Origin of the sequence: Sphaerochaeta globosa str. Buddy, assembly GCF_000190435.1 — a bacterium.
GTDB lineage: Bacteria > Spirochaetota > Spirochaetia > Sphaerochaetales > Sphaerochaetaceae > Sphaerochaeta > Sphaerochaeta globosa.
Genome location: NC_015152.1, coordinates 1,055,898 through 1,076,507, shown reverse-complemented (window position 1 = coordinate 1,076,507; position 20,610 = coordinate 1,055,898). Strand labels below are relative to the sequence as shown.

Genomic DNA, 20,610 nt, shown 5'->3' with positions numbered 1-20,610 from the left:
TCACAGTAAAGCCTTCACCTTCTCTTCGATCTCACTCATGAACGTAGTCGGCTCAAAGCGCTCAACCACTACACCGCTGCGGTCGATGAGAAACTTGGTGAAGTTCCATTTGATCGAACTATCCTTCTCAAACTCAGGGTCTGCTGCACGCATGCGCTCAGTAAGGCGGGCACTCTTCTCATGCAAAGGATTGAAGCCGGCAAAGCCTTTCTTGGATTTAAGGAACGTAAACAGAGGGTGTTCATACTCCCCATTGACCTCCAATTTTGCAAACCGCTTGAAGGTGGTGCCGAAATTGAGCGAACAGAACTGGTTGATCTCCTCGATACTGCCCGGTGCCTGTTCCTTGAACTGGTTGCAGGGGAAGTCGAGAATTTCCAGACCTTGGTCCTTGTACTGCTTATAGAGTTTTTCCAGCTCGTCATATTGGGGAGTGAAGCCACAGTGGGTCGCAGTATTGATGATCAATAGGACCTTGCCCTGAAACACAGAAAGCTGGACTGCTTTTCCATCCATTGCTGAAACCGTTATATCGTATAGTTGCATGGTCTGTTCCTCTCTTACGTACAGCATCCTGCCTTTTGGGGCAGGATGCAAGTCTTTAGTGGCTGGAACTGATGGTAAATGAAAGTCGGTAGACACCGCTTCGAACACGATACCGTTCCAAGGTATCCGGTCCGCAGGTTGCTGTCCCCACTCCCCGTACCGCGGCATCCAGGTACAGGTGGTTTACACTGCTTCTCTGTAGTTCATCGGCGTGCCACTTCTCCCAAAGTTCTGAAAGTGAATATTTGTGCAAGGAGAATGAGAGTTCGTCATGACTGTGGAGATGTATACCGCCGGTATCACCATCATAGATGTCCAAACATCTGATCTGTGTGCGCACCCCGTGGTCCTGCGGTACAATGTAGGGTACATACAACTCATCGACGGTGGCGTAATAGTCTCCGATTGCAGAGCCTTCACATCGGTCGGGGTAGTTCTCGGCCGGTCCCCTTCCGAACCAGCGAACTGCTGACCAACTCGTATCCAGATCGCATTTCAACCCTACCCTGGGGTACTCCCTGATAGCATCACTGAGACAGAAGGTGCAACTGTAGTACAGCGTATCGAAAGAGAAAATCCAATGTTGGTCAAAGGTACCCAAGTCCAAACCGGCAGGATTCTCCATTCGATGGCGGGTGCATAGCTGGCCGTTCTCCATGTGTTCATCCAAGAGTATCAAAACAGTTTTGTCCAGATCATTGGCAAACCACTGCCCGAAGGCTTTATTGTCGTGGTAGAAGGCATACTCGGGCAGGTCCTTGTTCCCCTGCAGCGTCTTCAGTCCATCGTTTTCGGTAGGACAACGGAAAAGGCTTATGTTCAAGGGAGAGGCCAGCAGTTCCCTCTGGCCGACAAACTTGAGGCTGCTGAGCAGGCCTTCCGAATTGATGGTAGCTTTGTATGCCTCCGTTTCCAAGCAATACCTGCCGTCAGCTTGCTTCTGCAGGTACGCTTCGGGGACGGGAAACGCCCGCTTCACCGGTTTTGAAAGCTCGAATTGGTCCCAAGCCACGACATGGCCGGCTTCAGCCCAACAGGTGTCCTGCTTCAAGTAGGATTCAAACAGCAGAAAAGTCTGATTTGCAGAGATCAGGGTTTTGGCTTCCTCGCTGGAAAGCTGAGCAAGGGTGAAGTCCCAGGTTGTACCGGCTTTGAGGGTTGGCAGCTCGATTTCTCCCTCCAGCGTACCCGCATCCGACTCGCTTATCAGCTTGTATCGAAGACCGATGTTGGCTGTAGTTGTAAAGTCCAGTTCACTGTACAAGGTGAATCGCCCGCTGCCGGGATGCTCGCTTCTGATGTGAAGGGATTGTTGCACCTTCAAGCATTCAGCCATTGCAGGCTTAGGGGTGCGATCGGGAAGTACCAAACCGTTGAGGCAAAAATCGTAATCGGTAGGCTGGTCGCCGAAATCACCGCCATACCGCCAGGCCCTTCCCCCTTGCGTATCTGCAGCAGCGTGGGCATTCATCCCTACCGGATTACCTTTCTCATCGACCAGAATTCCTTGGTCGACCCAGTCCCAGATGAAACCACCCTGAATGCCGCGTGAGCTTCTGATGGCTTTCCAGTAATCGGAAAGACTTCCGTTGGAGTTGCCCATTGCATGGCTGTATTCGCACATGATCAGGGGGCGGTCATCGTCGCAACTCTCGGTGTTGTGGTCCCAAGCTTCAATCAGGGAGATGGGAGGATACATCGGGGAGATGATGTCGGTTGCAGATCGCCCACGCTTGAGACTTTCCAAGGTATGGGGACCCTGCCCCCATTCAGGACGGTTGGCACCTTCATAGTGAATCGGGCGGCTCTGGTCATACCGTCTCAGCCAGCCGGCACAAGCATCCTGATTGTGACCGTAGCCCGCCTCATTGCCCAGTGACCAGACAATGACCGATGGATGGTTGTAATCCCGTCGGACCATTCTCTGCACCCGTTCCAGGAAACAGGAAGCCCACATTTCGTCACGACAGATGCTGTCATAGTTCGCATGGGTTTCGATATTCGCCTCATCCATGACATAGAGGCCGTAACGGTCACATAGTTCATACCAGGTCCGGTCATCCGGATAGTGGCAGGTACGCACTGCATTGAAGTTATGTTGCTTCATCAGGCGGATGTCCTCTACCATGCTCGCCACACTGAGCGTCTTGGCCATGTACTGGTCGTGCTCGTGACGGTTCACGCCTTTGATCAAGACCCGCTTGCCGTTGATCAAGAGCTGTCGCTTGGAAATCTCCACACGCCTGAAACCAATGGGGAGAACCCGATGCTCATCGCCAAGCGAGAGGCTGATATAATAGAGTGTGGGCTGTTCACTGCTCCACAGTTCAGGCGAATCAACAACAATCGAAGAAACGAACCACTTCGCTTGCGCTTGCACCTGCCATGCATTGAGCAAGGCTCCTTGCATGTCATAGAGATTGACAAACAAAGGTTCCGTATCTGCGGTGGTGGATACCCGCACTTCCACCTTGGCTTTTTGCAAGTCCGGCTCAACGGTGACAGTGGCTTTCACGTCGGTCATCGTCACCTGGGGAACACTTGTAAGAGAGATGCTGCGATGAAGGCCCCCGAACCACCACTGGTCCTGGTCCTCCACATAGGAGGCATCGCTGTATCGTACGACTATCAGTGTCAGGGTATTCTCCCCTTGTTGTACAAAGTCAGTCACATCAAAGCTGGCCGCAAGGCGGGTGTCCTTGCTCAATCCGACAAATACTGCGTTGACATACACTTCCAGATAGCTTTCCGCACTGCCGACCTCAAGGATTGTCCTGCGCTTTTTCCAAGTCTCATCAACCGTGAAGGTAGTTCGGTACACTCCGGTGGGATTGTGCTCAGGAGGAAAGGGAGGAGTATTGGCAAAAGGCATGATGACGTTGGTGTAGTGAGGCTTATCATAGCCTTGCACACTCCACGAACCGGGGACCTGGATAGGTTTCCATGCCAGGTCTGCATGTGCATCGAGCACCTTCTCCTCTACCGATAAGGGAGAGTCGTAAAGAAGGAAGGACCAGGTGCCATCCAAACAGGTGTAGAGCGGATTACCTGCCAAATCCCGCTGCACGGGACCCTGCTTGGCGTAATCGAATGCTTGTTCCTTACTTGGGAAAGCTAGGGGAAGCGAATGCATCTCCAGGCGATTCACACTGGTAATGCTCGGTTGCTCCCAAGCGCGATGGTGCAAAAAAAGCGTGCCCATAGAGACTCCTTCGAATAGTTATTTGACTGAACCCAAAACACCCTCGACAAACCGCTTCTGCTGGGTGAAGAAAAGGATCAGGGTGGGTAGGGTCGTGATGGTTACCGAAAGCATCAGGATTCCATAGTCTGTAGTATAGCCGGCGGTGAGGCCTGTGATAAGCAGGGGCATGGTCTGACTGTCCTGACTTTGCATGATAATCAAGGGCCAGAGATAATTGTTCCAGGCTGCCATGAAGGTAACAATGGCAGCGGCTGCAAACGTCGGAGCCATAATCGGAACAAAAATCCTGAAGAAAATCCCCACCTCTCCCAGCCCGTCCACACGGGCCGCCTGCACGGTTTCCAAGGGGAATGACTCGGCACTCTGGCGGAAGAAGAAAATCAAGAAAGCGGTTGAGATAGTCGGAAGAATGAATCCGATGGTCGTATCCAGCAACTTCGCTTGGCTGAAGAGGCGGAACAGCGGAACTATCAGGGCGGCAAAGGGAACCATCATGGAAAGCAGCAACAACCCCATCAGGGTGTCCTTTCCCTTATCGCGATAAATCTGAAAGCCATAACCGGCCAACGAACAAATCAAAAGGCTTACCACCGTGTTGGCCAAGGCATTGCGCATGGAGTTCCAAAAAGCATTGCCCAACCGTACGGTGGAGGCAAGCGTTTTGATATTCTCGAACAGATGGGTGCCAAAGAAAAGCCTTCCTTTGATAATATCCACACTCATGTTGGTCGAGCTGACAATCATGAAATAGAAAGGGAATACCGAGAAGAGACAGATAATGGAAAGAAACACGTAGGCTCCGATTTTTGACACTTTCATTTTTTTCATCGCTTGTCCCCCACTTTAATCTGGATGAAGGAAAGCACAGCCACCATAACCAGAATTGCGTACGACACAGCAGCGGCATAGCCGAACTGCGGATTATACATGAAAGAGAGGTTGTAAATATATTGGCTGATGGACAGCGTCGCAATGCCCGGACCTCCATTGGTGATGTTACGCACCTCGTCGAAGAGTTGCAGGGTACCATTGGTGGACATGATGGTGGTCAACAGGATCACTGGTTTGAGCAGTGGAATGGTTATGTTGAAGAATTGGCGGGACGCTGAGGCTCCATCGATGCGTGCAGCCTCATACACACTACGGTCAATGTTTTGCAGCCCTGCCAGATAGAATACGGTGTTGTAACCGGTCCAACGCCAAGTAATAGTCAGGATGATGACGAATTTGGCCCAGACTGGATGGGTCAACCAGCTCATGGGGCCTTCGAGAAAACCGAGTGAGATGAGTGTGGTATTCACAATCCCATCGATGGAAAAGAACGATTTGAAAATCATGGCCGAGGAGACCAAGCTGGTCGCACACGGCAGGAAAATAAGGGTTCGGAAAATACCCTTGCCCTTAAGTTTCGGATCGTTGAGCATCGAAGCAAGCACGAGCGCCAACAGAAGCATGATGGGAACCTGGATCACCAGGTAGGTGATGACATTTCCCACCGAGGTAAGGAACATCTCATCCTCAAAAAGGCGGGCATAATTCTTAAGCCCGGCGAATTTTAGATTATTCCCCCTCCCCGACTGAAGGGAAAGCAGGAATGCGCTGATCATTGGAAAAAAATTCAGAATAAAAATAAAGAGTGCTGCGGGTATGACAAACAACCAGCCAAACAGGTTGATTTTCTTTGTCAGTGATGTCTTTGCCATGATGCTTTCCCTTCTTCGATGCACAAACAAAACACTCCGGTACCGCCAGTATACAGCGGTATCGGAGCATGCGTTAGTTGATTCCTACTCGCTCATCAAGAATTCTACGTTCTTCTGTGCAGTTGCAAGGGCGGCATCAATGTCTCCACCCTGCATGACTTCACTCAACGCGCGGGCAATGGCATCGCGGGCTTCGTAGTTGAATACACCATATTTAACGTTGGGAACCTTACCTGCATAGTTGACCAGGTCCTCGTAAATCTTCTGACCACCGAAGAACTCGATGGGAGTGGAATATACCGGGCTCTTGGCGGCAGGCAACCATGTTGCGATAGCACCGCTTGCAGGAAGAATGGTCTCATAGAGCGCTACGCTTCCACCGAAGGTCTTTGCCAGGAAGTCGATGGCTACATCGGCCTGCTTGGAGTTGGCCATGACCATCCAACCTGATCCACCCTGGCTGGAATAGTTGACGGAACTGGAAATGTTGGCGAATCTGGGCGTATTGGTTACTGCCCATTTGCCATTCTGGCTCTTCTCCGCCTGAATCGAACCGCTGATCCAGCAGCCGTTGATGGTGGAAGCTACGGTCCCGTTGTTCAGGGTTGCAATATAGGCGTTCCAATCGGGAACGAGAATACAGACGCCACTTTCAACCATTTCCTTGGTGACGCGTAGGGCTTCTTTCAGGACTTTGTTGTCTTTGATGTAGGCTTTTCCTGCATCATCAAACATCCAAGTCCCAGCACTCTGGAGCATCAGCATCGGGAAATCGGGTTCGTTGGCAACGGTGGAAATCATAGCAATACCGGTCTTCTGCTTGACGATTTTGCCAAGCTCGATGAAGCGTTCCCACGTGATGTCGTTGAAGTCGCTGACTTTCAGACCAGCTTTCTCAACAATGTCCCTTCTGAGGAATGTGCCGGTGGCTCCATTGTCAAACGGGACACCGTACTGCTTACCATCGATGGTCCCTACATCTACCTTGAATTGGGCAAACTGGGAGAGATCCATTTTCCCATTAAGCGTTACATAGGCTTCTGGATAGGTCATGACGTTCTTCTGGATGGCGTTGTCCTGCATCAGGATAATGTCCGGAAGGTTTGAGGCAGCATTTGCGGACAAGCTGGTGATAAGCTTCTGCTGCAGGTCATTCCAAGGGGTCTCCACCACGTTGACCGTTACATTGGGATGGTCGACAGCATAGATCTTCGCTGCTTCATTCATCGCAAAGATATTAAACATTGGGTCCCAACACCATACCGTAAGAGTTACGGGAGCATTCGGGTCCACTGCCACTGGAGCACTCTCAGCCTTGCCACCTGCAAATGCAAGAGACGAGACGACCAACAAAAGTGCCAAAACAACACACATGGTCTTTTTCATACCATTTCCTCCTTGTGTTTCTAGAACAAGTTTGCTACTTTTTCTACAATTGTATGATATGCTCCACTTCAGGTGAACAAAAGGGACAGAAATACTGAAAAGTCGTATTTCCACTAGTTTGGATAGTACAAATGTACCGACCATCCTTTGGTGTATGGTATAGTGACGATCAGGGGAGTCAAGAAAGTGCTGAACACAAAAAGGCAATTCGACTATGTCTTTCAGGCATATATAGTACTGTTGCTTGTTCTCGCTCTTGCCTTGTTCATCATTACCTATGGAATCGACGGGGGAACCAGTACCCGGCCCTATGAGTTCTACCGTACCTTTTTCTTCTTCTTCCTCTTCTATTCGCTGTGTATTATCCTGCTGTCGAATACCAATCATCTTTTGGGAATTTTACTGCTCTGTTTTCTGTGCAGTACCGCTCTGTTGGTTCTCGATTATTCGCTGAATGATTTTTTGACCATCCGTCTTCTTCTGTATCTCACGCTGCAGACGGTACTGCTCTCGCACGTAAGTCACCCGTACAACCTAATCGTTCCCATCTTGCTGGCTTTGGGTGCACTTTCTTTGCAGCTATTGCCTCCTTTCTTGGGAGAGAACGACCTCAACCCACAGCTGCGACCCATTGAAGTCGAAGAGCTGGTCGCTTTGTTGGCAATACTTCTCTCTTCTGGGTACCTGCAAATTGCGCTACGGCATTACCATGCGCTGCATGAGAAAGCCAAGGCTCAGATAGAGATTCTCAACACCACCATTACCAAACTCACCATTTTCAGCCAGAGCTTGCAAAGTTATGCAAGGACTGCTGAATTGGAAGCTGCAAAGAAGGAACGTTATCGAATTTCTCGGGAAATACACGATATCAGCGGTTATATGTTCACCAATATCATAGCCATGATGGATGCCATCATTGCCTCAGGCTGCCGGAACAGCGATCAGACCAGCGAGATGTGCAGTGCTGCACGATCCCAAGCCCAGGAGGGTTTGGTGGAAACCCGAAGGGCTCTCCATTTGCTGCGCAAGTCGGATACCGAACGGGAAGTCGGCATGCGTGCAATTTATAAAATCAAGAAAATCTTTGAGAGTACCACCGGAGTACAAGTGGAAATTGAGAGTGGAAACCTCGATGCAACCTTTGGTGATGAACTTGACTTGATCCTCTACCGAATCGTACAAGAAGGCCTTACCAATGCCCTTCGGCACGGTCACGCAACCTGCGTACGCATTCTTTTTTGGATAGTTGAGGATTCGGTGCAGGTAATCATTCTGGACAACGGAACCGGTGCGAAGAAAATCATCAAAGGAATCGGCCTTGCCGGTATGGAAGAGAGAATCAGCAGACTGGGTGGTGTGGTGAGAGCAGAAAACGCTCCGGAGGGAGGCTTCCAACTTACTGTAACCATTCCACTTTTGAAGGAGCAGACCGATGATACGAATTCTCTTGGTTGATGACCAACCTCTCTTTGTGGAGAGCCTGCGCATGAGTCTGGAAAACTATACCGATGACTTTCAAGTTGTCGGCATTGCCAAGAATGGCAGCAGTGCAATAGCAATGGCCGACGAACTTGAACCGGATGTAATCCTCATGGATGTCCACCTCCCCGATATTACCGGGGTGGTGGCAACCAAGAGAATTCTGCAAGAACATAGAGCAATAAAGATTGTCATGCTTTCCACCTACGATGAGGATGAATATGTGCGCGAGGCATTACGTATCGGCTCTTCAGGGTACCTGCTCAAGGATATTTCCCCCACCGAGCTCATTGCCGCAATCCGGGCTCTTCACTCCGGCTTGGTGCAAATCTCACCCAAAATTGCCACCAAGCTTATCAACGCCATGTACGACGGCACCAGTCCAAAGATTCCCGAGGTCTCCAGCCGTTTCGAGTGGTTCGACACCCTCACCGATCGGGAAAAGGAAATCTTCGGACTCATTGCCACCGGCTTCGATAATCAGCAGATCGCCGACCGTCTGCTGTTGGCTGAGCAGACGGTGAGAAACAACATCAGCACCATCTACTCAAAGCTCGAAGTGAAGGATCGGTTTGAGATCATCCGTCTTGCCAATACGATTCAATACCACTAGTCATATTTCTATAATTGTCACAATTCGGCAATTCAGTTGTTATACCTTATAGCCAGGGAGGCTGCCTATGAAACGAATTATGCTTGTAGTTCTCATACTCTTACTAACTGTTGGTTCGCTGACTGCCCGTCCGAGTAGTGTGGCTGTAGGAGCCCAGTTGGGATTTGCCGCCTCAGGCGTGGTCGTGGATGTAGGATTGGGATCGCTGTACCTACAGGCAGGAATTGGGTATCCATTGGGAATTGCATATATCGGTACCGTAGGAGGCGCTGATGATGCGTTTGTTGATGTCGCTACGTTGACTGCCGATGTGAGCCAGGCATTTTCACTGAGTGAGAATTTTGATATCAAGGTTGGAATTGGAACCACTGCATTTACCAATTTCCAACCGATCATCTTCGGCTTGGCTGGACCTGTACTCAAAGGCGAATACTGGGTTCCCAATAAGAATTTCGGACTTACCTTGACGCTGAATGTGCCTATCATGGCCTATGGGTATGTTGAGGATGATGAAATCTTCACGGGAGGATTTGTGTTCGATGCCTTCCTGCCGTTGATGGGCCTGGTAACCTCCACCGTCGGGGTGTTGTATTCTTTCTAGGAGGAGAATCAACTAAAACCTCATACATCCATCATTATCTGTAATTTTATTACCCTATACTGCAATTATTGGCTTTATTATTAGTCTATATTGCAGTTTTTTTAGTATAGATTTTGGATTACATTATTTTAATTGACAAAATTCAAGCTCTGGCGAGATACTACTGTATACACGTAGTAAGGAGTAAGCAGCTATGAATGTTACTATTGTTCTCATCGTAGTATTGTACATGCTCTTGATGCTTGCGATTGGTTTCTACTCTTCCAAGAAGATTAGTACCAATACCGACTTCATGGTGGCGGGAAGACGGCTGGGTCCTCTGTTGATGGCAGGAACCCTTGCAGCAACTGAAATCGGTGGTGGCAGCTCATTGGGAGTTGTTGCCAATGCATACGGCTCTTGGGGTATGAGTGCTTCCTGGTATATTATTGCCATGGGAATTGCCTTCATGATCCTCATCCCGCTTGCCCCGAAGTTTCGATCCTCTGCGGTTAAGACAGTCCCGGAGTATTTCAGACGCAGGTATGACAAGTTTTCGGGTGGGTTCAGCGCCATAGTTATGATGGCCGCCCTTGTCGGCTTGACTGCCGGCCAGTTCAAGGCCTCCGCTTCCATTCTGGAGGTCATGCTGGGTCTGGACTACACGACCAGTCTGATCATTGTCACGCTCGTCATCACGGTCTATGCGGTCATGGGAGGCCTCTGGTCGGTAACACTTACCGACTTTGTGCAAGTCTTTCTCATCGTATTTGGGATGGCCATTGCCATTCCGTTCGCACTGAATCTTGCTGGCGGTTGGGCTACGATCAAACAGACTGTCCCGGCAGAACATTTCAGCCTAACCAAGGGAATAGGCGGTTGGGGTCAGATAGCAGGTTTTGTCATTATGTACGTTGCCACGTTCTCAGTCGGTCAGGAAGCGGTATCCCGCTACTACGCCGCCCGTGACGGAAAGGCTGCAGTGCAAGGTTCGATCATTGCTGCAATCGTTAATTTCGTGTTTGCCTTCATCCCGGTAATTCTTGGCTTGGCAATGCTCAGTCTGTTCAACCAGAATCTGCTCGATCCCAGTGTTGTCGGTGCACTCAAGACCAACACCCGGTATGCACTGCCTGCATTGGCTGTTGCTACCATGCCTGCGGTTGTCACCGGCATCCTGTTTGCCGGTATTATCAGTGCAACAATGAGTTCGGCTGACAGTGATCTGCTGGGCGCAGGCTCGATTTTCGGCAACGACCTGTACAAGATTTTCATCCGCAAGGGAGCCAAGGACAAGGAAGTGATGATGGTAACGAAAATTGCCATGGTCATCGTTGCCCTTTTCAGCTTGGTTACAGCGCTGTACGCCAACAACATCCTCACCCTCTTGGCCTTCTCGTTCACCCTCAGGGCTGCCGGTACGTTCATTCCCTATGTGATGGGCCACTTCTGGAAGAAAGCCTCCAGTGCAGGAAGCATCGCTTCGATCCTGATCGGCAGCGTTGTCTTCTTTTTGATGGATACCAAGGTGCTTCCGTCCATCCCCACGGTAAACAATATCATCCCTGCACTTCTCATAAGTCTTATTGCCTTCTATGTATTCTCACTGATCATGCCTCCAAAGAAAGAGACGCTGGAGCTCTTGTACGAAGAGGACTGATAGGTATAGCCAACTACAGCGAAGAGCCGTCGCATTGTGTGCGACGGCTCTCTCTCTTTCCAATCATAAAAACGCTTTTACAAGTTGATCCAATACTGCTTGGGCACCGGGTTCGCACCCTCCCAGATAATCTGGCGGAAGTGAACGGGATCGGTATTGCCTTCAGTGTTGATGAAAAGCACCTGACTCTCCTTATTCAGTCCCAAGGCATCCTTCAGCTCCTTAAGCTCGGGATATTGCATAATGGAGGCAAACGCTCCAAGGGTGACTGCCCCACTCTCACCGCTGATGATGAACGGGTCTCCATTGAGCGGGGTTGCATACATTCTCATTCCTTTGGCTGCAATGTAGTCGGGCACTTTGATGAATGCATCAGCATCCTCTTTCAGAACTTCCCAAGCTATGGGGCTGGGATCACCACAGGCAAGTCCTGCCATAATGGTATCGAGGGCACCCGTAACGGTATGGGGTTGTCCGTCATTGGCTAAGGCACTCTCATAAATACAGGGGGCTTGGTCAGGCTCCACCACGATGCACTTCGGAGCATTCTGGCCGAACAGGGCATGATAGAATCCGATGACCGATGCGGCAAGAGCACCTACACCGGCTTGGATGAAGAGGTGGGTCGGCTTGACGATACCAACCCCGCTGAACTGTTCCTGAGCTTCCGCAAGCAGGGTAAGGTAGCCTTGCATGATCCAGGTAGGAATCTCAGTGTAGTTGTCCCAGCTGGTGTCGCTGATGATGGTCCAGCCATTCTTCTCAGCATCGATGGCTACCTGACGTACTGCATCGTCATAGTTGCCGTCGATTACGACCACTTTTGCACCATTGCTCTTGATGGCATCTATGCGCCTAACGCTGGTTTCGGAGTGGACGTAAATAACGCACTTGAAGCCCAGGCGCTTGGCCGCCCATGCAATGCCACGGCCATGGTTACCGTCGGTGGCACTGGCGAAAATGAGGTTTCCCACTTTCTCCTTGACTTCATCGCTGGCCAGGTAGGCAAAGGGAGTATCCTCTCCAAGAATGCCGAGTTGCTTTTGCAGATACCGATACAGAGCAAAGGACCCTCCAAGCACCTTGAAGCTGTTCAGTTGCAGGCGGCTGGACTCATCCTTGGTCCAAATGCCTCCCACCCCGAACATGGTGGCAAGGTTGGGCAGCCCCTGCAAGGGGCTCATCCGATACCCAGGCATTTGCTTATGGAAACGTCGGGCGCAATGTGCATGCTTCATGGAAAAGAGTTTCGTAGCCAATTCAACGTTTTTTTCGTGTGGCTCACGAACAATGTAGGAAATTTCCTGTTGTGTACCGGTCATATAATCCTCCAATCGGAAAATTGCTAATTACGAATATTTTTACCCAAATTAACTACCAATATCAGCAATTATTCAAGACCTTATTACCGATATGATGAATTCCTTAGAATGATATCAAAAAACTGGAAGACTGTCTCGCCCTTTTGGTCAGTAGCGATATCTCACTCCGATTTGGGCAAGAAATGCAATATCGAGCATATCTACAAATGTTGAGCCTTCTGCAGTATAAAACACCCCATACCCAAAGGATACAGGAACCGATAGATGACTGAGAAAGACAGGTTCCACTCCGAAGCCTGCACCAAAGCCGATGGATGGAGTAAAGGGACTTTGTATGCCAGAGCCATCCCAGCTTGCCGACCCACCATGATTGAGTCCGACAAACCAGTAGAGATCAGTTTCAAACCAATCCTGATAGGACGAAGAAAAGAACGTTTTCTGGTACTCGACACCAAGTCCGTAGTCAAAATACGAGGTATAACCCGGATAGGAGCTGAGTGACAGGCCAACAGTCGCCTGCAAGGCACTAACAGCATTCAGCTCTTGATAAAAACTGAGGCCTCCACCCGAGAGCCGACCGATTTGGGCACCGATACCTCGGTCGTAGTCTGAAGCAAACAGAACAAAAGACCCTACGGTCAAGAGGACACAAAGGATCAGGAATACTCGATGGTTTTTCATAATGCCAGTGTAGAAGCTCCCAATCCTTATGGGCAAGATGACGACCCTAGTTCTGGATGCGATAAGCTTGGTTGGTGACACTGAACGTCACCAAGCCCTGTTTCACGCCGTCACTTTGGAGAATCTCATGGTCCTCGGTGAAGAAAATTGCCTCCACCCCTTCGAAGGAATTGATCAGGACCATACCCTTCTCATACCCCAAGGCATACACGCTGGTGGAAAGTGCATCGGCAAGCAACGAGCTGTGGGTGATGATGCTGGCACTGGTGAAATCAGAATCGACCGGATATCCGGTTTTGGTGTCCAGAATATGGTGATAGGTTTCCCCTTCAATAATGAGGAATCGCTCATACGGACCGCTGGTGACCAGCGATGTGTCTTGAAGTTGAACGATAATCGCATAGGCTCCCCTGTCCTGCTCGGGGTCTTGCACGCCGATTCGCCACAGGTTTCCATCGGGTTTACGACCCAACACCAACACATTGCCCCCGAGGTTGACAATCGCTTGCTCGACACCAAAAGACCGAAGCACAAGAGCTGCTTGGTCGGCGGCATAGCCTTTGGCAATGCCCCCCAAATCAAGGACCATACCCTTTTTCTTGAGAAAGACCGATCGGTCCTGTTCTTTCAGGACAACCTGACGGTAGTCCACCAACGGCAGCAACGCGTCTATTTCTTCCTGTGAAGGTCGTCTGGGGTTGTCTCCGCCAATATCCCATGCTTGGACCAACGGCCCGATGGTTGGATCAAACGCACCACCACTTGCCTGGGCAATTTCCACTGCCTTCTTGATGACGGCAAAGGTATCCTCGGAAACTGCAACCGACTCGATGCCGGAACTGTGGTTGATCAAGGCAATTTCACTGGATGCGGAATGCAGTGTCATTTTCTGCTCAATTTCCCTAAGCCTTGCAAAGGCAGCCTTGAACGCCTCTTCAGTGGGTTTGTCATAGATGGTGATTTTACATACCGTGCCAAGCATCAAGAAACTTTGGGCTTGTGGCTCGACGGGGCGCTTGGTGCAGGATGAGAGACTTATAATGAGAATCATGCTTATGAAAAGCAAGTGATGTTTGGGTTTGCGGTATTTCATATACAGCTAGGCATTATGGGCATAACAAAAGAGAATTGCAAGATAAAGAGTTAAGAAAGCCCGCCGTTACAACACAGGCGGGCTTTATGCAATGTAATCAGTTTATTGTTCCAGAGCGCTCTCATCGACAGTGGCATCGACCGCTGCTCGGCTGATCGCATCGATACCGTTGAGGCATCCTGATTTGGTAGCATAGCCATCTTCAGCCATGGCAACGTTCTGGCCATTTGAGGCAAGCAGGCGATAGCGGTACTTTCCAGCAGTGTCGAAATAGACCTCATACTTTGGATACTTCAAGGCCTCGGTATTCTTCACGGTCTGGTCCTCTACAGGTGCAAGGGCATTCTTTTTGATAGTTTCCACTCCATCGCGGCAGGTTGCCAGGGATGAGTAATTCTTGCTGGTGAGTACAGTCTGATAGTTAGCAGCCTGCAAGCTGAAACGGAAAAATCCTTTCGGTGTTTTGGTGATCACAAATTTTCCAGGCATAGTTTTCTCCTTTTGTTGTTATGTAAAAAGAATACTCAACAATGAAGTAACACTCAAGCCTTGAGCAATCATATTTTCTGCTATATAAAGTAATTATGTACTACCTTAAGGAAACATTAAGAAACATTTCCACTTTTCATCAGGAAGACCAATCTCACCTGACAAGGTCCACCAGTTCCTGCACAACCCGTTCAAGTGTCGTTTTGATCTCATCCAACGACTCGCTTTGTGAACCAATTAGGGAAAGCTCCATGGACATGCCAAGCGTAGCTACTCCCACAATGGTATCGTTGTTGGGAACCAGAGGGGGTATGAAGCAGAAACGCGAGAGTCGATACGGACCGTACTGAGCCCCGATGGGAAGCACCATCAGATTGGAAAGCCCGATCTGAGTGGGCTTTCCATGGTAGCCAAACATGCTTTGCATTCTCTTGGCAATGGGGTTGTCATACCCATCATAGGCGGCGAAATAAGCTGCATCGATAAGGGTGGGATCGAGGGCTTGGAGAAATCGCAGCAGGAAGTACTTTGCATCGTCGTTCTGGGTTTTCTTCTGAATGAGCCTCTGAATGGTTTGGGCATTCTCAGTAAAGTCCTTGGAGCTTTTGTACGAATAGTGTACAGAGATGCCCGAGGCATAATTTCCCATCCCTTGGTAGCCATCAGGACGAATACTCGCAGCTATTCCCAGCTTTGCCTTCTCACCTTTCACCTTGAACAGGGCAGTGGAAATGATGCTATTGAGCGTCAGTTTGTGGGTTTTAGCGAAATGAAGCAGCTTTTCAAGGGTTTCTCCGTGCATATTCTGACTAGCGATGTGTATTCCTCGGTCAGTCCAATAGGAGTGAACCATGCGTTGGTAATCGGCATAGGAAAAAGCCTTGCCTGTTTTCCTCCATAAACGATTTTGCCTATCAAGAAGAAAACGCGTCACAGGATTCAGGTTGCGTGAATCACCGACAGAATCAGAAGAAAGAAGGGACAGCGGTTTGAACACCAAAGGAGAGCCTGCGAGGGCTTTCATGACATCCTGCACGAAGAGGGCCATGGAAAGGCCATCGCCTACCAAATGGTGGGCGACAAGCAAGAGCTGCAGGTCCGGTTCAGTCTGCACGACAAAGCAATCCAACAGGGGGCCTTCCTCCAGGTTGCATGGCTTGCGATGTGCAGCGGCAACCAAGGTCTCCCACATCTCATCCGATCGGCTCAGCGTATACAGCGGTTTTTCGGTTGGGCGATAGTATGCAGTGCCATCGGAATCAAGACCGATGGTGGAACATAGAATTTCATTGGCAGCTACTGCTTGCCTAATCGCTGATTCCAGCATCGCAAAGCTGACCGCTCCCTCGATGTTCACGACAACAGCAACCTTGATGCTGGGACAGAAAAGATGGGTTCGTTCAGTCAGTAAGGGTGTTTGCATACGCAAAGGCCTCCTTCGAGTGCTGGATGAAATTGCGGGTGAATGCAATTGCTTGCACTGTCAGGCCCTCGCAAGCGTGGGGTGGATCGATTTTCTGAAATCCGTTTGGGCGCAGAACCCTGCATTCCAGCGATGAGAATTCTTCTTTGAATTGCTCTGCATAGGTATAGCAGAGCTTACTTATGGCTTCTTCTTTCAGCCCTTTTTGTGCAAAGAATATTCCCAGGAACATCAAGGCTCCCTCCACCAGTCCGCATTGGGCTCTGAAACCACCTGCCCCATGCATACCGATAGCAGCGTTCAAGGTTTGGGCTTGGAGCGGAATCTTAAAATATGAGGCCAAGTACAACAGCATGGTACGAGCACAATTTGTGTCGTTATCCCAATAGCAATGGTGTACGTGATCTTCTATGCTTCGCATTGCCCGCTCCTTGCCTAAAGCCAGAGGACAGTATAGTGCTATTCATCAAAATATCCGAAGAGCACTACCCTATTTATTTCTGGCAGGAAGCACAGTCCTGCATCAGGAGGCTCTGCAGGTGATACAGGGGACGGTCACGGACATAGTCGTCTTTGCTCTCCCCGTTTGAGGATGCGAGGATATTCCCTTGTGCATCGAGCAACAGAAAGCCGGGAATGTAGAATCGGTTCTCTCCAAGTAACTCCATCACCCCACTCTGTGCTCGTTTATCAAATGGCAGGTACCCAAAGGGATATGAGCCCTGGTCCATAAAGGCCAGGAGCTGGTCGTTGGAGGTATCTTTGATATGACCTACGAAAATGAATTCTACCGAGGAGCCATACAGCTGCTTGAGTTGGCTGTAGGTCTGCTTCAGCTGCTGGGCGTACTCAACGCAATAGGGGCACCACTCGGCCGCATAGTAAAGCAGGATGTACTGGGCATTGATGTCAATTTTCGCTCCATTTCGATCTACTACAGAGTCAGTAAGCACCTCAAAAGGAGTTTGTTCGTTTTGGACGGAAACAGTAGTACAACTTGGTAAAAGAAACAGAAAAAGGACACATACGATGAGCAGGCGTTTCATACTTCCTCCAGACAATGCATTCAGTATATCCAAGCCATAATGACATAGCAAATGGAAATGGAATTCCTTATACCCTCTTGGGGTATATTTTATCTAAAAATATATAATATGAATATAAAAGCTACAATCAAAGTTTTTTAGCATTTTGCACCTCCTTGACAAATACCCTACGGGGGTATATATATAAAGCATGAGAGCGGAAACAAAAGAAAAAATCGATCCCAGGCTTGCCAGGATCGAGGGTCAGGTAAAGGGAATTCGGAATATGGTGCAACAGGATCGGTACTGTGTCGATATTCTTCTGCAATTGTCTGCAGTCATCTCTGCATTGAAGAAGGTCGAGGACCTGGTGATGGAGAACCACCTCAACACCTGCGTGGTGGATGCCATGCGCAGTGACGATGACCAGGAACGTGACAGGAAGATTAAAGAGTTGATGGATGTCATGTCCGACTTCCGCAGGCAATAAAAAAGCAAGCAACCGAATTGGGTGCTTGCTTATAGGCGATGCCAGGATTGAACTGGCGACTTCCACGATGTCAACGTGGCACTCTCCCGCTGAGTTAACCGCCCGCTATTGAGTACATGAGCGATAGTAGCTGAAAAAATTGGCTCTGTCTAGAGTATATGTGAAAAATTTCCCTTCCGAGGGAACAAGGAGAATGAGAGACTATGAAAACTACACTGATCACCGAAGGGATGCATTGCAATGGCTGTGAGACCAGAATGGTCAATGCATTGAATCAGATTGAGGATATACAGAATGCGAAGGCCGATGCAAAAAGCGGCAAAGTAGTAATCAAGCATGCCAAGGAAGAGACCATTGAAGAAGCAAAGCGCTTAATCGTCGAAATTGGATTTGAGGTGAAAGAGTGAAAGAAATACAGGTAGGAATTGGTGGCATGACCTGTGCTTCCTGCTCCTCGGCTGTTGAGCGAACGCTGAACAAGCTACAGGGAGTGGAAAAAGCCCAGGTCAATCTTGCTACGGAAACAGCAACCATTGCCTTCGATGAGTCCAATCTGAATTTGGATGGTATCAAGAAAGCCGTGCAGAAAATTGGCTATTCTGTCGTAGAGGCAGTTGATTATACAACCAAGGAAGAGGAAAAGAAGCGTGATTTGGTTACGCTTGGGCATCGCTTGCTCATTTCAGCCATCCTGACCGGTTTCCTCTTGGTGTTGGCGATGGGACCGATGCTCGGTCTCAAGCTTCCCATCTCCCATCTGACGAATGCGTTGCTGCAGTTGGCCTTTGCCGCAGGTACGATGGTCGCAGGCTCTGCGTTCTTCACCAAGGGATTTACCACCCTGATCAAGCGCGAGCCGAACATGGACAGCCTGGTTGCCATCGGAACGACGGCAAGCTTTCTGTACAGCTTCTGGGGAATATTCGAGATCCTCAGGGGCAACCATATGGTTGCTCACGATCATCTCTACTTCGAGGGAGTGGGAACGATCATCACGTTGGTGATGCTTGGCCGGTATCTTGAACATCGCAGCAAAGGCAGAACGGGAGAGGCTATCCGAAAGCTCATGGAGCTTGCTCCCGCTACCGCCACAGTCCTGCGTGAAGGACAACAGGTTACCATTGATGCAAGCCAGGTTCAGGTCGATGATATTGTCATGGTCAAGCCCGGAGAGAAGCTGCCTGTCGACGGTGTAGTACTCTCCGGCTTCTCGGCAATCGATGAGTCACTGCTTACCGGAGAGAGCCTTCCGGTGGAAAAGAGCCTGGGCAGCGAAGTCTATGCCGCAACGCTCAATACCACAGGAGTATTGCAATATAGGGCGAGCAAGGTAGGTTCTGATACTGCGCTGGCGAATATCATTACCTTGGTGCAACAGGCTCAGGGTTCCAAGGCCCCCATCGCCAGGGTTGCCGACAAAATCTCCGGGGTGTTTGTCCCGATTGTCATGGGCATTTCAGTACTCACCCTCATTGCTTGGATACTCGCAGGAACAGCGATCGACATCGCCATTCTCAGGGCTGTGAGCGTGCTGGTCATTGCCTGTCCATGTTCCTTGGGCCTAGCCACTCCGATAGCCATTATGGTTTCTTCGGGCAAAGGTGCAAGACTGGGGATTCTCTTCCGTCATGCCGCTGCCATTGAACAGCTGAAGCAGGTCGAAACGGTTATGTTCGACAAGACGGGCACGCTGACGGAGGGTAAGCCCAAGGTAACTGACGTTATCGCAACCAACCCAAGGAAGATGCTTCAACTCGCGGCTAGTCTTGAACAGAGCAGCGAGCATCCGCTCTCACGCGCTGTAGTGTCCAAGGCGAAGGAAGAAGGACTCCAACTGACAGAAGTTCAGGAATTTGAGGCTTTGGTCGGTCGCGGTATACAGGGAAAACTCGGCACTTCAATCATACGCATCGGCAATACAGCATTGATGGAGGAGAATGGCATCACAATCAGCAAGGTAAGCACAGAGGAGCTTGCCAAGCTTTCGGACCAGGGTAAGACTCCCCTTCTGGTGGCTAACGATACCGAGTTCATCGGTATCATCGCTGTGGCCGATACGCTTCGAAAGGAGACAAAACAAGCCATTGCCGAGCTTAAGGCACTGGGGATGAAAACCATTATGCTCACCGGGGACAATGAGCGCACGGCTAAGGCTATTGCCAAAGAAGCTGGCGTTGACTCCTACCTTGCCGGCCAACTTCCCGGACAGAAGGAGGAAGCCATAGCGTCTTATGCAAAACAAGGCAAGGTGGCCATGGTTGGAGATGGCATCAACGATGCACCTGCCTTGGCAAAGGCCGATATCGGCATTGCGGTTGGAAGTGCTACCGATGTTGCCAGAGAGACTGCCGATGTGGTGCTGGTTCGCAATAACTTGCAGGATGTCACCAAGGCGATCAAGCTTTCCAAAGCTACCATGCGCAACATCCACCAGAACCTCTTCTGGGCATTCTTCTATAACATTCTGGGCATTCCACTTGCAACTGGAGTATTTACTCTTTTTGGTGGTCCTCAGCTCAGTCCGATGTTTGCTGCCTTTGCCATGTCGATGTCCAGTGTGTGTGTAGTACTCAATGCACTGAGGCTCAATAGGTTCAAGTAACAGAAACAGGCATACGAACAATGAAACCTCTTGGAGCAATCCAAGGGGTTTTTCTTAGTAAAGAGGCTCTCCTCTTGCATTCCTGCCTCCATAATTTATACTACAGATACACGGATGTGTCTGGAGGCAACTATGTACTACATCTTTCCATCCATCGTCACAAGGCATACATAAACCATTCAAAGACAAGGTAATGAAAGCTTTAATGCAACAACCGGAGTAACACGCTTTCAGACCCTCGCCACCGTTTCTCCAAAGGAAAACCATCTTCATAATCCACCTATCTCAATTACCATTTCTTGGTACAAGGACA

19 protein-coding genes and 1 tRNA gene are annotated in these 20,610 nt (G+C 49.7%); 7 read left to right on the top strand and 13 right to left on the bottom strand.

What is annotated here, in order from left to right; translation table 11 throughout:
* From SPIBUDDY_RS05055 to SPIBUDDY_RS05035, 5 genes are all read right to left on the bottom strand, one after another.
* Positions 1–546 (bottom strand): glutathione peroxidase, encoded by a 546-nt coding sequence (locus SPIBUDDY_RS05055; RefSeq protein ID WP_013606683.1) that lies wholly within the window; start codon positions 544–546, stop codon positions 1–3.
* Positions 547–601: 55 nt separating this feature from the next.
* Complete coding sequence (locus SPIBUDDY_RS05050; RefSeq protein ID WP_013606682.1) at positions 602–3,748, bottom strand: glycoside hydrolase family 2 TIM barrel-domain containing protein; 3,147 nt, start codon at positions 3,746–3,748, stop codon at positions 602–604.
* An 18-nt stretch (positions 3,749–3,766) separates the two neighbouring features.
* Positions 3,767–4,579: a carbohydrate ABC transporter permease gene (locus SPIBUDDY_RS05045; RefSeq protein WP_013606681.1), complete on the bottom strand. Its 813-nt coding sequence runs from the start codon at positions 4,577–4,579 to the stop codon at positions 3,767–3,769.
* A complete protein-coding gene (locus SPIBUDDY_RS05040) occupies positions 4,576–5,454 on the bottom strand; it encodes a carbohydrate ABC transporter permease (RefSeq protein ID WP_013606680.1) in 879 nt (292 codons plus the stop codon). Before SPIBUDDY_RS05040 ends, SPIBUDDY_RS05045 begins: the two co-directional genes overlap by 4 nt.
* Before the next feature lie 84 nt (positions 5,455–5,538).
* Complete coding sequence (locus SPIBUDDY_RS05035; RefSeq protein WP_013606679.1) at positions 5,539–6,840, bottom strand: ABC transporter substrate-binding protein; 1,302 nt, start codon at positions 6,838–6,840, stop codon at positions 5,539–5,541.
* Positions 6,841–7,026: 186 nt separating this feature from the next.
* On the opposite strand from SPIBUDDY_RS05035, the gene SPIBUDDY_RS05030 reads away from it, so the two are divergent.
* The 4 genes from SPIBUDDY_RS05030 to SPIBUDDY_RS05015 all read left to right on the top strand — a co-directional run bounded on the left by SPIBUDDY_RS05030 (position 7,027) and on the right by SPIBUDDY_RS05015 (position 11,172).
* Entirely contained in the window at positions 7,027–8,295 is a 1,269-nt protein-coding gene (locus tag SPIBUDDY_RS05030; RefSeq protein WP_013606678.1) for a sensor histidine kinase, read from the top strand.
* Positions 8,273–8,932 carry a response regulator transcription factor gene (locus SPIBUDDY_RS05025; RefSeq protein WP_013606677.1) on the top strand — a complete coding sequence of 220 codons (660 nt, stop codon included), beginning with the start codon at positions 8,273–8,275 and terminating at the stop codon, positions 8,930–8,932. Before SPIBUDDY_RS05030 ends, SPIBUDDY_RS05025 begins: the two co-directional genes overlap by 23 nt.
* Positions 8,933–8,999: 67 nt before the next feature.
* A complete protein-coding gene (locus tag SPIBUDDY_RS05020) occupies positions 9,000–9,533 on the top strand; it encodes a hypothetical protein (RefSeq protein ID WP_013606676.1) in 534 nt (177 codons plus the stop codon).
* A gap of 193 nt (positions 9,534–9,726) precedes the next feature.
* A complete protein-coding gene (locus tag SPIBUDDY_RS05015; protein ID WP_013606675.1) occupies positions 9,727–11,172 on the top strand; it encodes a sodium:solute symporter family protein in 1,446 nt (481 codons plus the stop codon).
* Between the two features lie 77 nt (positions 11,173–11,249).
* Here SPIBUDDY_RS05015 and SPIBUDDY_RS05010 read toward each other — a convergent pair whose 3' ends face one another.
* The 7 genes from SPIBUDDY_RS05010 to SPIBUDDY_RS04980 all read right to left on the bottom strand — a co-directional run bounded on the left by SPIBUDDY_RS05010 (position 11,250) and on the right by SPIBUDDY_RS04980 (position 17,226).
* Positions 11,250–12,494, bottom strand: coding sequence for a diaminopropionate ammonia-lyase (locus SPIBUDDY_RS05010; RefSeq protein ID WP_013606674.1), 1,245 nt, complete (start codon positions 12,492–12,494; stop codon positions 11,250–11,252).
* A 147-nt stretch (positions 12,495–12,641) separates the two neighbouring features.
* Positions 12,642–13,175: a hypothetical protein gene (locus SPIBUDDY_RS05005; RefSeq protein WP_041380585.1), complete on the bottom strand. Its 534-nt coding sequence runs from the start codon at positions 13,173–13,175 to the stop codon at positions 12,642–12,644.
* Between the two features lie 46 nt (positions 13,176–13,221).
* Positions 13,222–14,268, bottom strand: coding sequence for an FAD:protein FMN transferase (locus SPIBUDDY_RS05000; protein ID WP_013606672.1), 1,047 nt, complete (start codon positions 14,266–14,268; stop codon positions 13,222–13,224).
* Positions 14,269–14,370: 102 nt separating this feature from the next.
* Positions 14,371–14,757, bottom strand: a complete 387-nt coding sequence (locus SPIBUDDY_RS04995) for a YegP family protein (RefSeq protein WP_013606671.1) — start codon at positions 14,755–14,757, stop codon at positions 14,371–14,373.
* A 154-nt stretch (positions 14,758–14,911) separates the two neighbouring features.
* Positions 14,912–16,180, bottom strand: coding sequence for a condensation domain-containing protein (locus tag SPIBUDDY_RS04990; protein ID WP_013606670.1), 1,269 nt, complete (start codon positions 16,178–16,180; stop codon positions 14,912–14,914).
* Positions 16,158–16,601: a C-GCAxxG-C-C family protein gene (locus SPIBUDDY_RS04985; RefSeq protein WP_013606669.1), complete on the bottom strand. Its 444-nt coding sequence runs from the start codon at positions 16,599–16,601 to the stop codon at positions 16,158–16,160. Before SPIBUDDY_RS04985 ends, SPIBUDDY_RS04990 begins: the two co-directional genes overlap by 23 nt.
* Positions 16,602–16,674: 73 nt before the next feature.
* Complete coding sequence (locus SPIBUDDY_RS04980; RefSeq protein ID WP_013606668.1) at positions 16,675–17,226, bottom strand: thioredoxin-like domain-containing protein; 552 nt, start codon at positions 17,224–17,226, stop codon at positions 16,675–16,677.
* A gap of 190 nt (positions 17,227–17,416) precedes the next feature.
* On the opposite strand from SPIBUDDY_RS04980, the gene SPIBUDDY_RS04975 reads away from it, so the two are divergent.
* Entirely contained in the window at positions 17,417–17,695 is a 279-nt protein-coding gene (locus SPIBUDDY_RS04975) for a metal-sensitive transcriptional regulator (protein ID WP_013606667.1), read from the top strand.
* Positions 17,696–17,727: 32 nt separating this feature from the next.
* On the opposite strand, the gene SPIBUDDY_RS04970 is transcribed toward SPIBUDDY_RS04975, so the two are convergent.
* A tRNA-Val gene (locus SPIBUDDY_RS04970) sits at positions 17,728–17,799 on the bottom strand.
* A gap of 99 nt (positions 17,800–17,898) precedes the next feature.
* Here SPIBUDDY_RS04970 and SPIBUDDY_RS04965 point away from each other — a divergent pair.
* On the top strand, positions 17,899–18,102 hold the full coding sequence (locus SPIBUDDY_RS04965) for a heavy-metal-associated domain-containing protein (RefSeq protein WP_013606666.1): 204 nt from the start codon (positions 17,899–17,901) through the stop codon (positions 18,100–18,102).
* Positions 18,099–20,297 (top strand): heavy metal translocating P-type ATPase, encoded by a 2,199-nt coding sequence (locus SPIBUDDY_RS04960; protein ID WP_155816063.1) that lies wholly within the window; start codon positions 18,099–18,101, stop codon positions 20,295–20,297. Before SPIBUDDY_RS04965 ends, SPIBUDDY_RS04960 begins: the two co-directional genes overlap by 4 nt.
* Positions 20,298–20,610: the final 313 nt, after the last annotated feature.

Excerpts from the sequence above, each read along its gene's own strand:
- SPIBUDDY_RS05055 (WP_013606683.1), bottom strand. The coding sequence starts at position 546 with ATGCAACTATACGATATAACGGTTTCAGCAATGGATGGAAAAGCAGTC.
- SPIBUDDY_RS05050 (WP_013606682.1), bottom strand. The coding sequence starts at position 3,748 with ATGGGCACGCTTTTTTTGCACCATCGCGCTTGGGAGCAACCGAGCATT.
- SPIBUDDY_RS05045 (WP_013606681.1), bottom strand. The coding sequence starts at position 4,579 with ATGAAAAAAATGAAAGTGTCAAAAATCGGAGCCTACGTGTTTCTTTCC.
- SPIBUDDY_RS05040 (WP_013606680.1), bottom strand. The coding sequence starts at position 5,454 with ATGGCAAAGACATCACTGACAAAGAAAATCAACCTGTTTGGCTGGTTG.
- SPIBUDDY_RS05035 (WP_013606679.1), bottom strand. The coding sequence starts at position 6,840 with ATGAAAAAGACCATGTGTGTTGTTTTGGCACTTTTGTTGGTCGTCTCG.
- SPIBUDDY_RS05025 (WP_013606677.1), top strand. The coding sequence starts at position 8,273 with ATGATACGAATTCTCTTGGTTGATGACCAACCTCTCTTTGTGGAGAGC.
- SPIBUDDY_RS05020 (WP_013606676.1), top strand. The coding sequence starts at position 9,000 with ATGAAACGAATTATGCTTGTAGTTCTCATACTCTTACTAACTGTTGGT.
- SPIBUDDY_RS05015 (WP_013606675.1), top strand. The coding sequence starts at position 9,727 with ATGAATGTTACTATTGTTCTCATCGTAGTATTGTACATGCTCTTGATG.
- SPIBUDDY_RS05010 (WP_013606674.1), bottom strand. The coding sequence starts at position 12,494 with ATGACCGGTACACAACAGGAAATTTCCTACATTGTTCGTGAGCCACAC.
- SPIBUDDY_RS05005 (WP_041380585.1), bottom strand. The coding sequence starts at position 13,175 with ATGAAAAACCATCGAGTATTCCTGATCCTTTGTGTCCTCTTGACCGTA.
- SPIBUDDY_RS05000 (WP_013606672.1), bottom strand. The coding sequence starts at position 14,268 with ATGAAATACCGCAAACCCAAACATCACTTGCTTTTCATAAGCATGATT.
- SPIBUDDY_RS04995 (WP_013606671.1), bottom strand. The coding sequence starts at position 14,757 with ATGCCTGGAAAATTTGTGATCACCAAAACACCGAAAGGATTTTTCCGT.
- SPIBUDDY_RS04990 (WP_013606670.1), bottom strand. The coding sequence starts at position 16,180 with ATGCAAACACCCTTACTGACTGAACGAACCCATCTTTTCTGTCCCAGC.
- SPIBUDDY_RS04985 (WP_013606669.1), bottom strand. The coding sequence starts at position 16,601 with ATGCGAAGCATAGAAGATCACGTACACCATTGCTATTGGGATAACGAC.
- SPIBUDDY_RS04980 (WP_013606668.1), bottom strand. The coding sequence starts at position 17,226 with ATGAAACGCCTGCTCATCGTATGTGTCCTTTTTCTGTTTCTTTTACCA.
- SPIBUDDY_RS04975 (WP_013606667.1), top strand. The coding sequence starts at position 17,417 with ATGAGAGCGGAAACAAAAGAAAAAATCGATCCCAGGCTTGCCAGGATC.
- SPIBUDDY_RS04965 (WP_013606666.1), top strand. The coding sequence starts at position 17,899 with ATGAAAACTACACTGATCACCGAAGGGATGCATTGCAATGGCTGTGAG.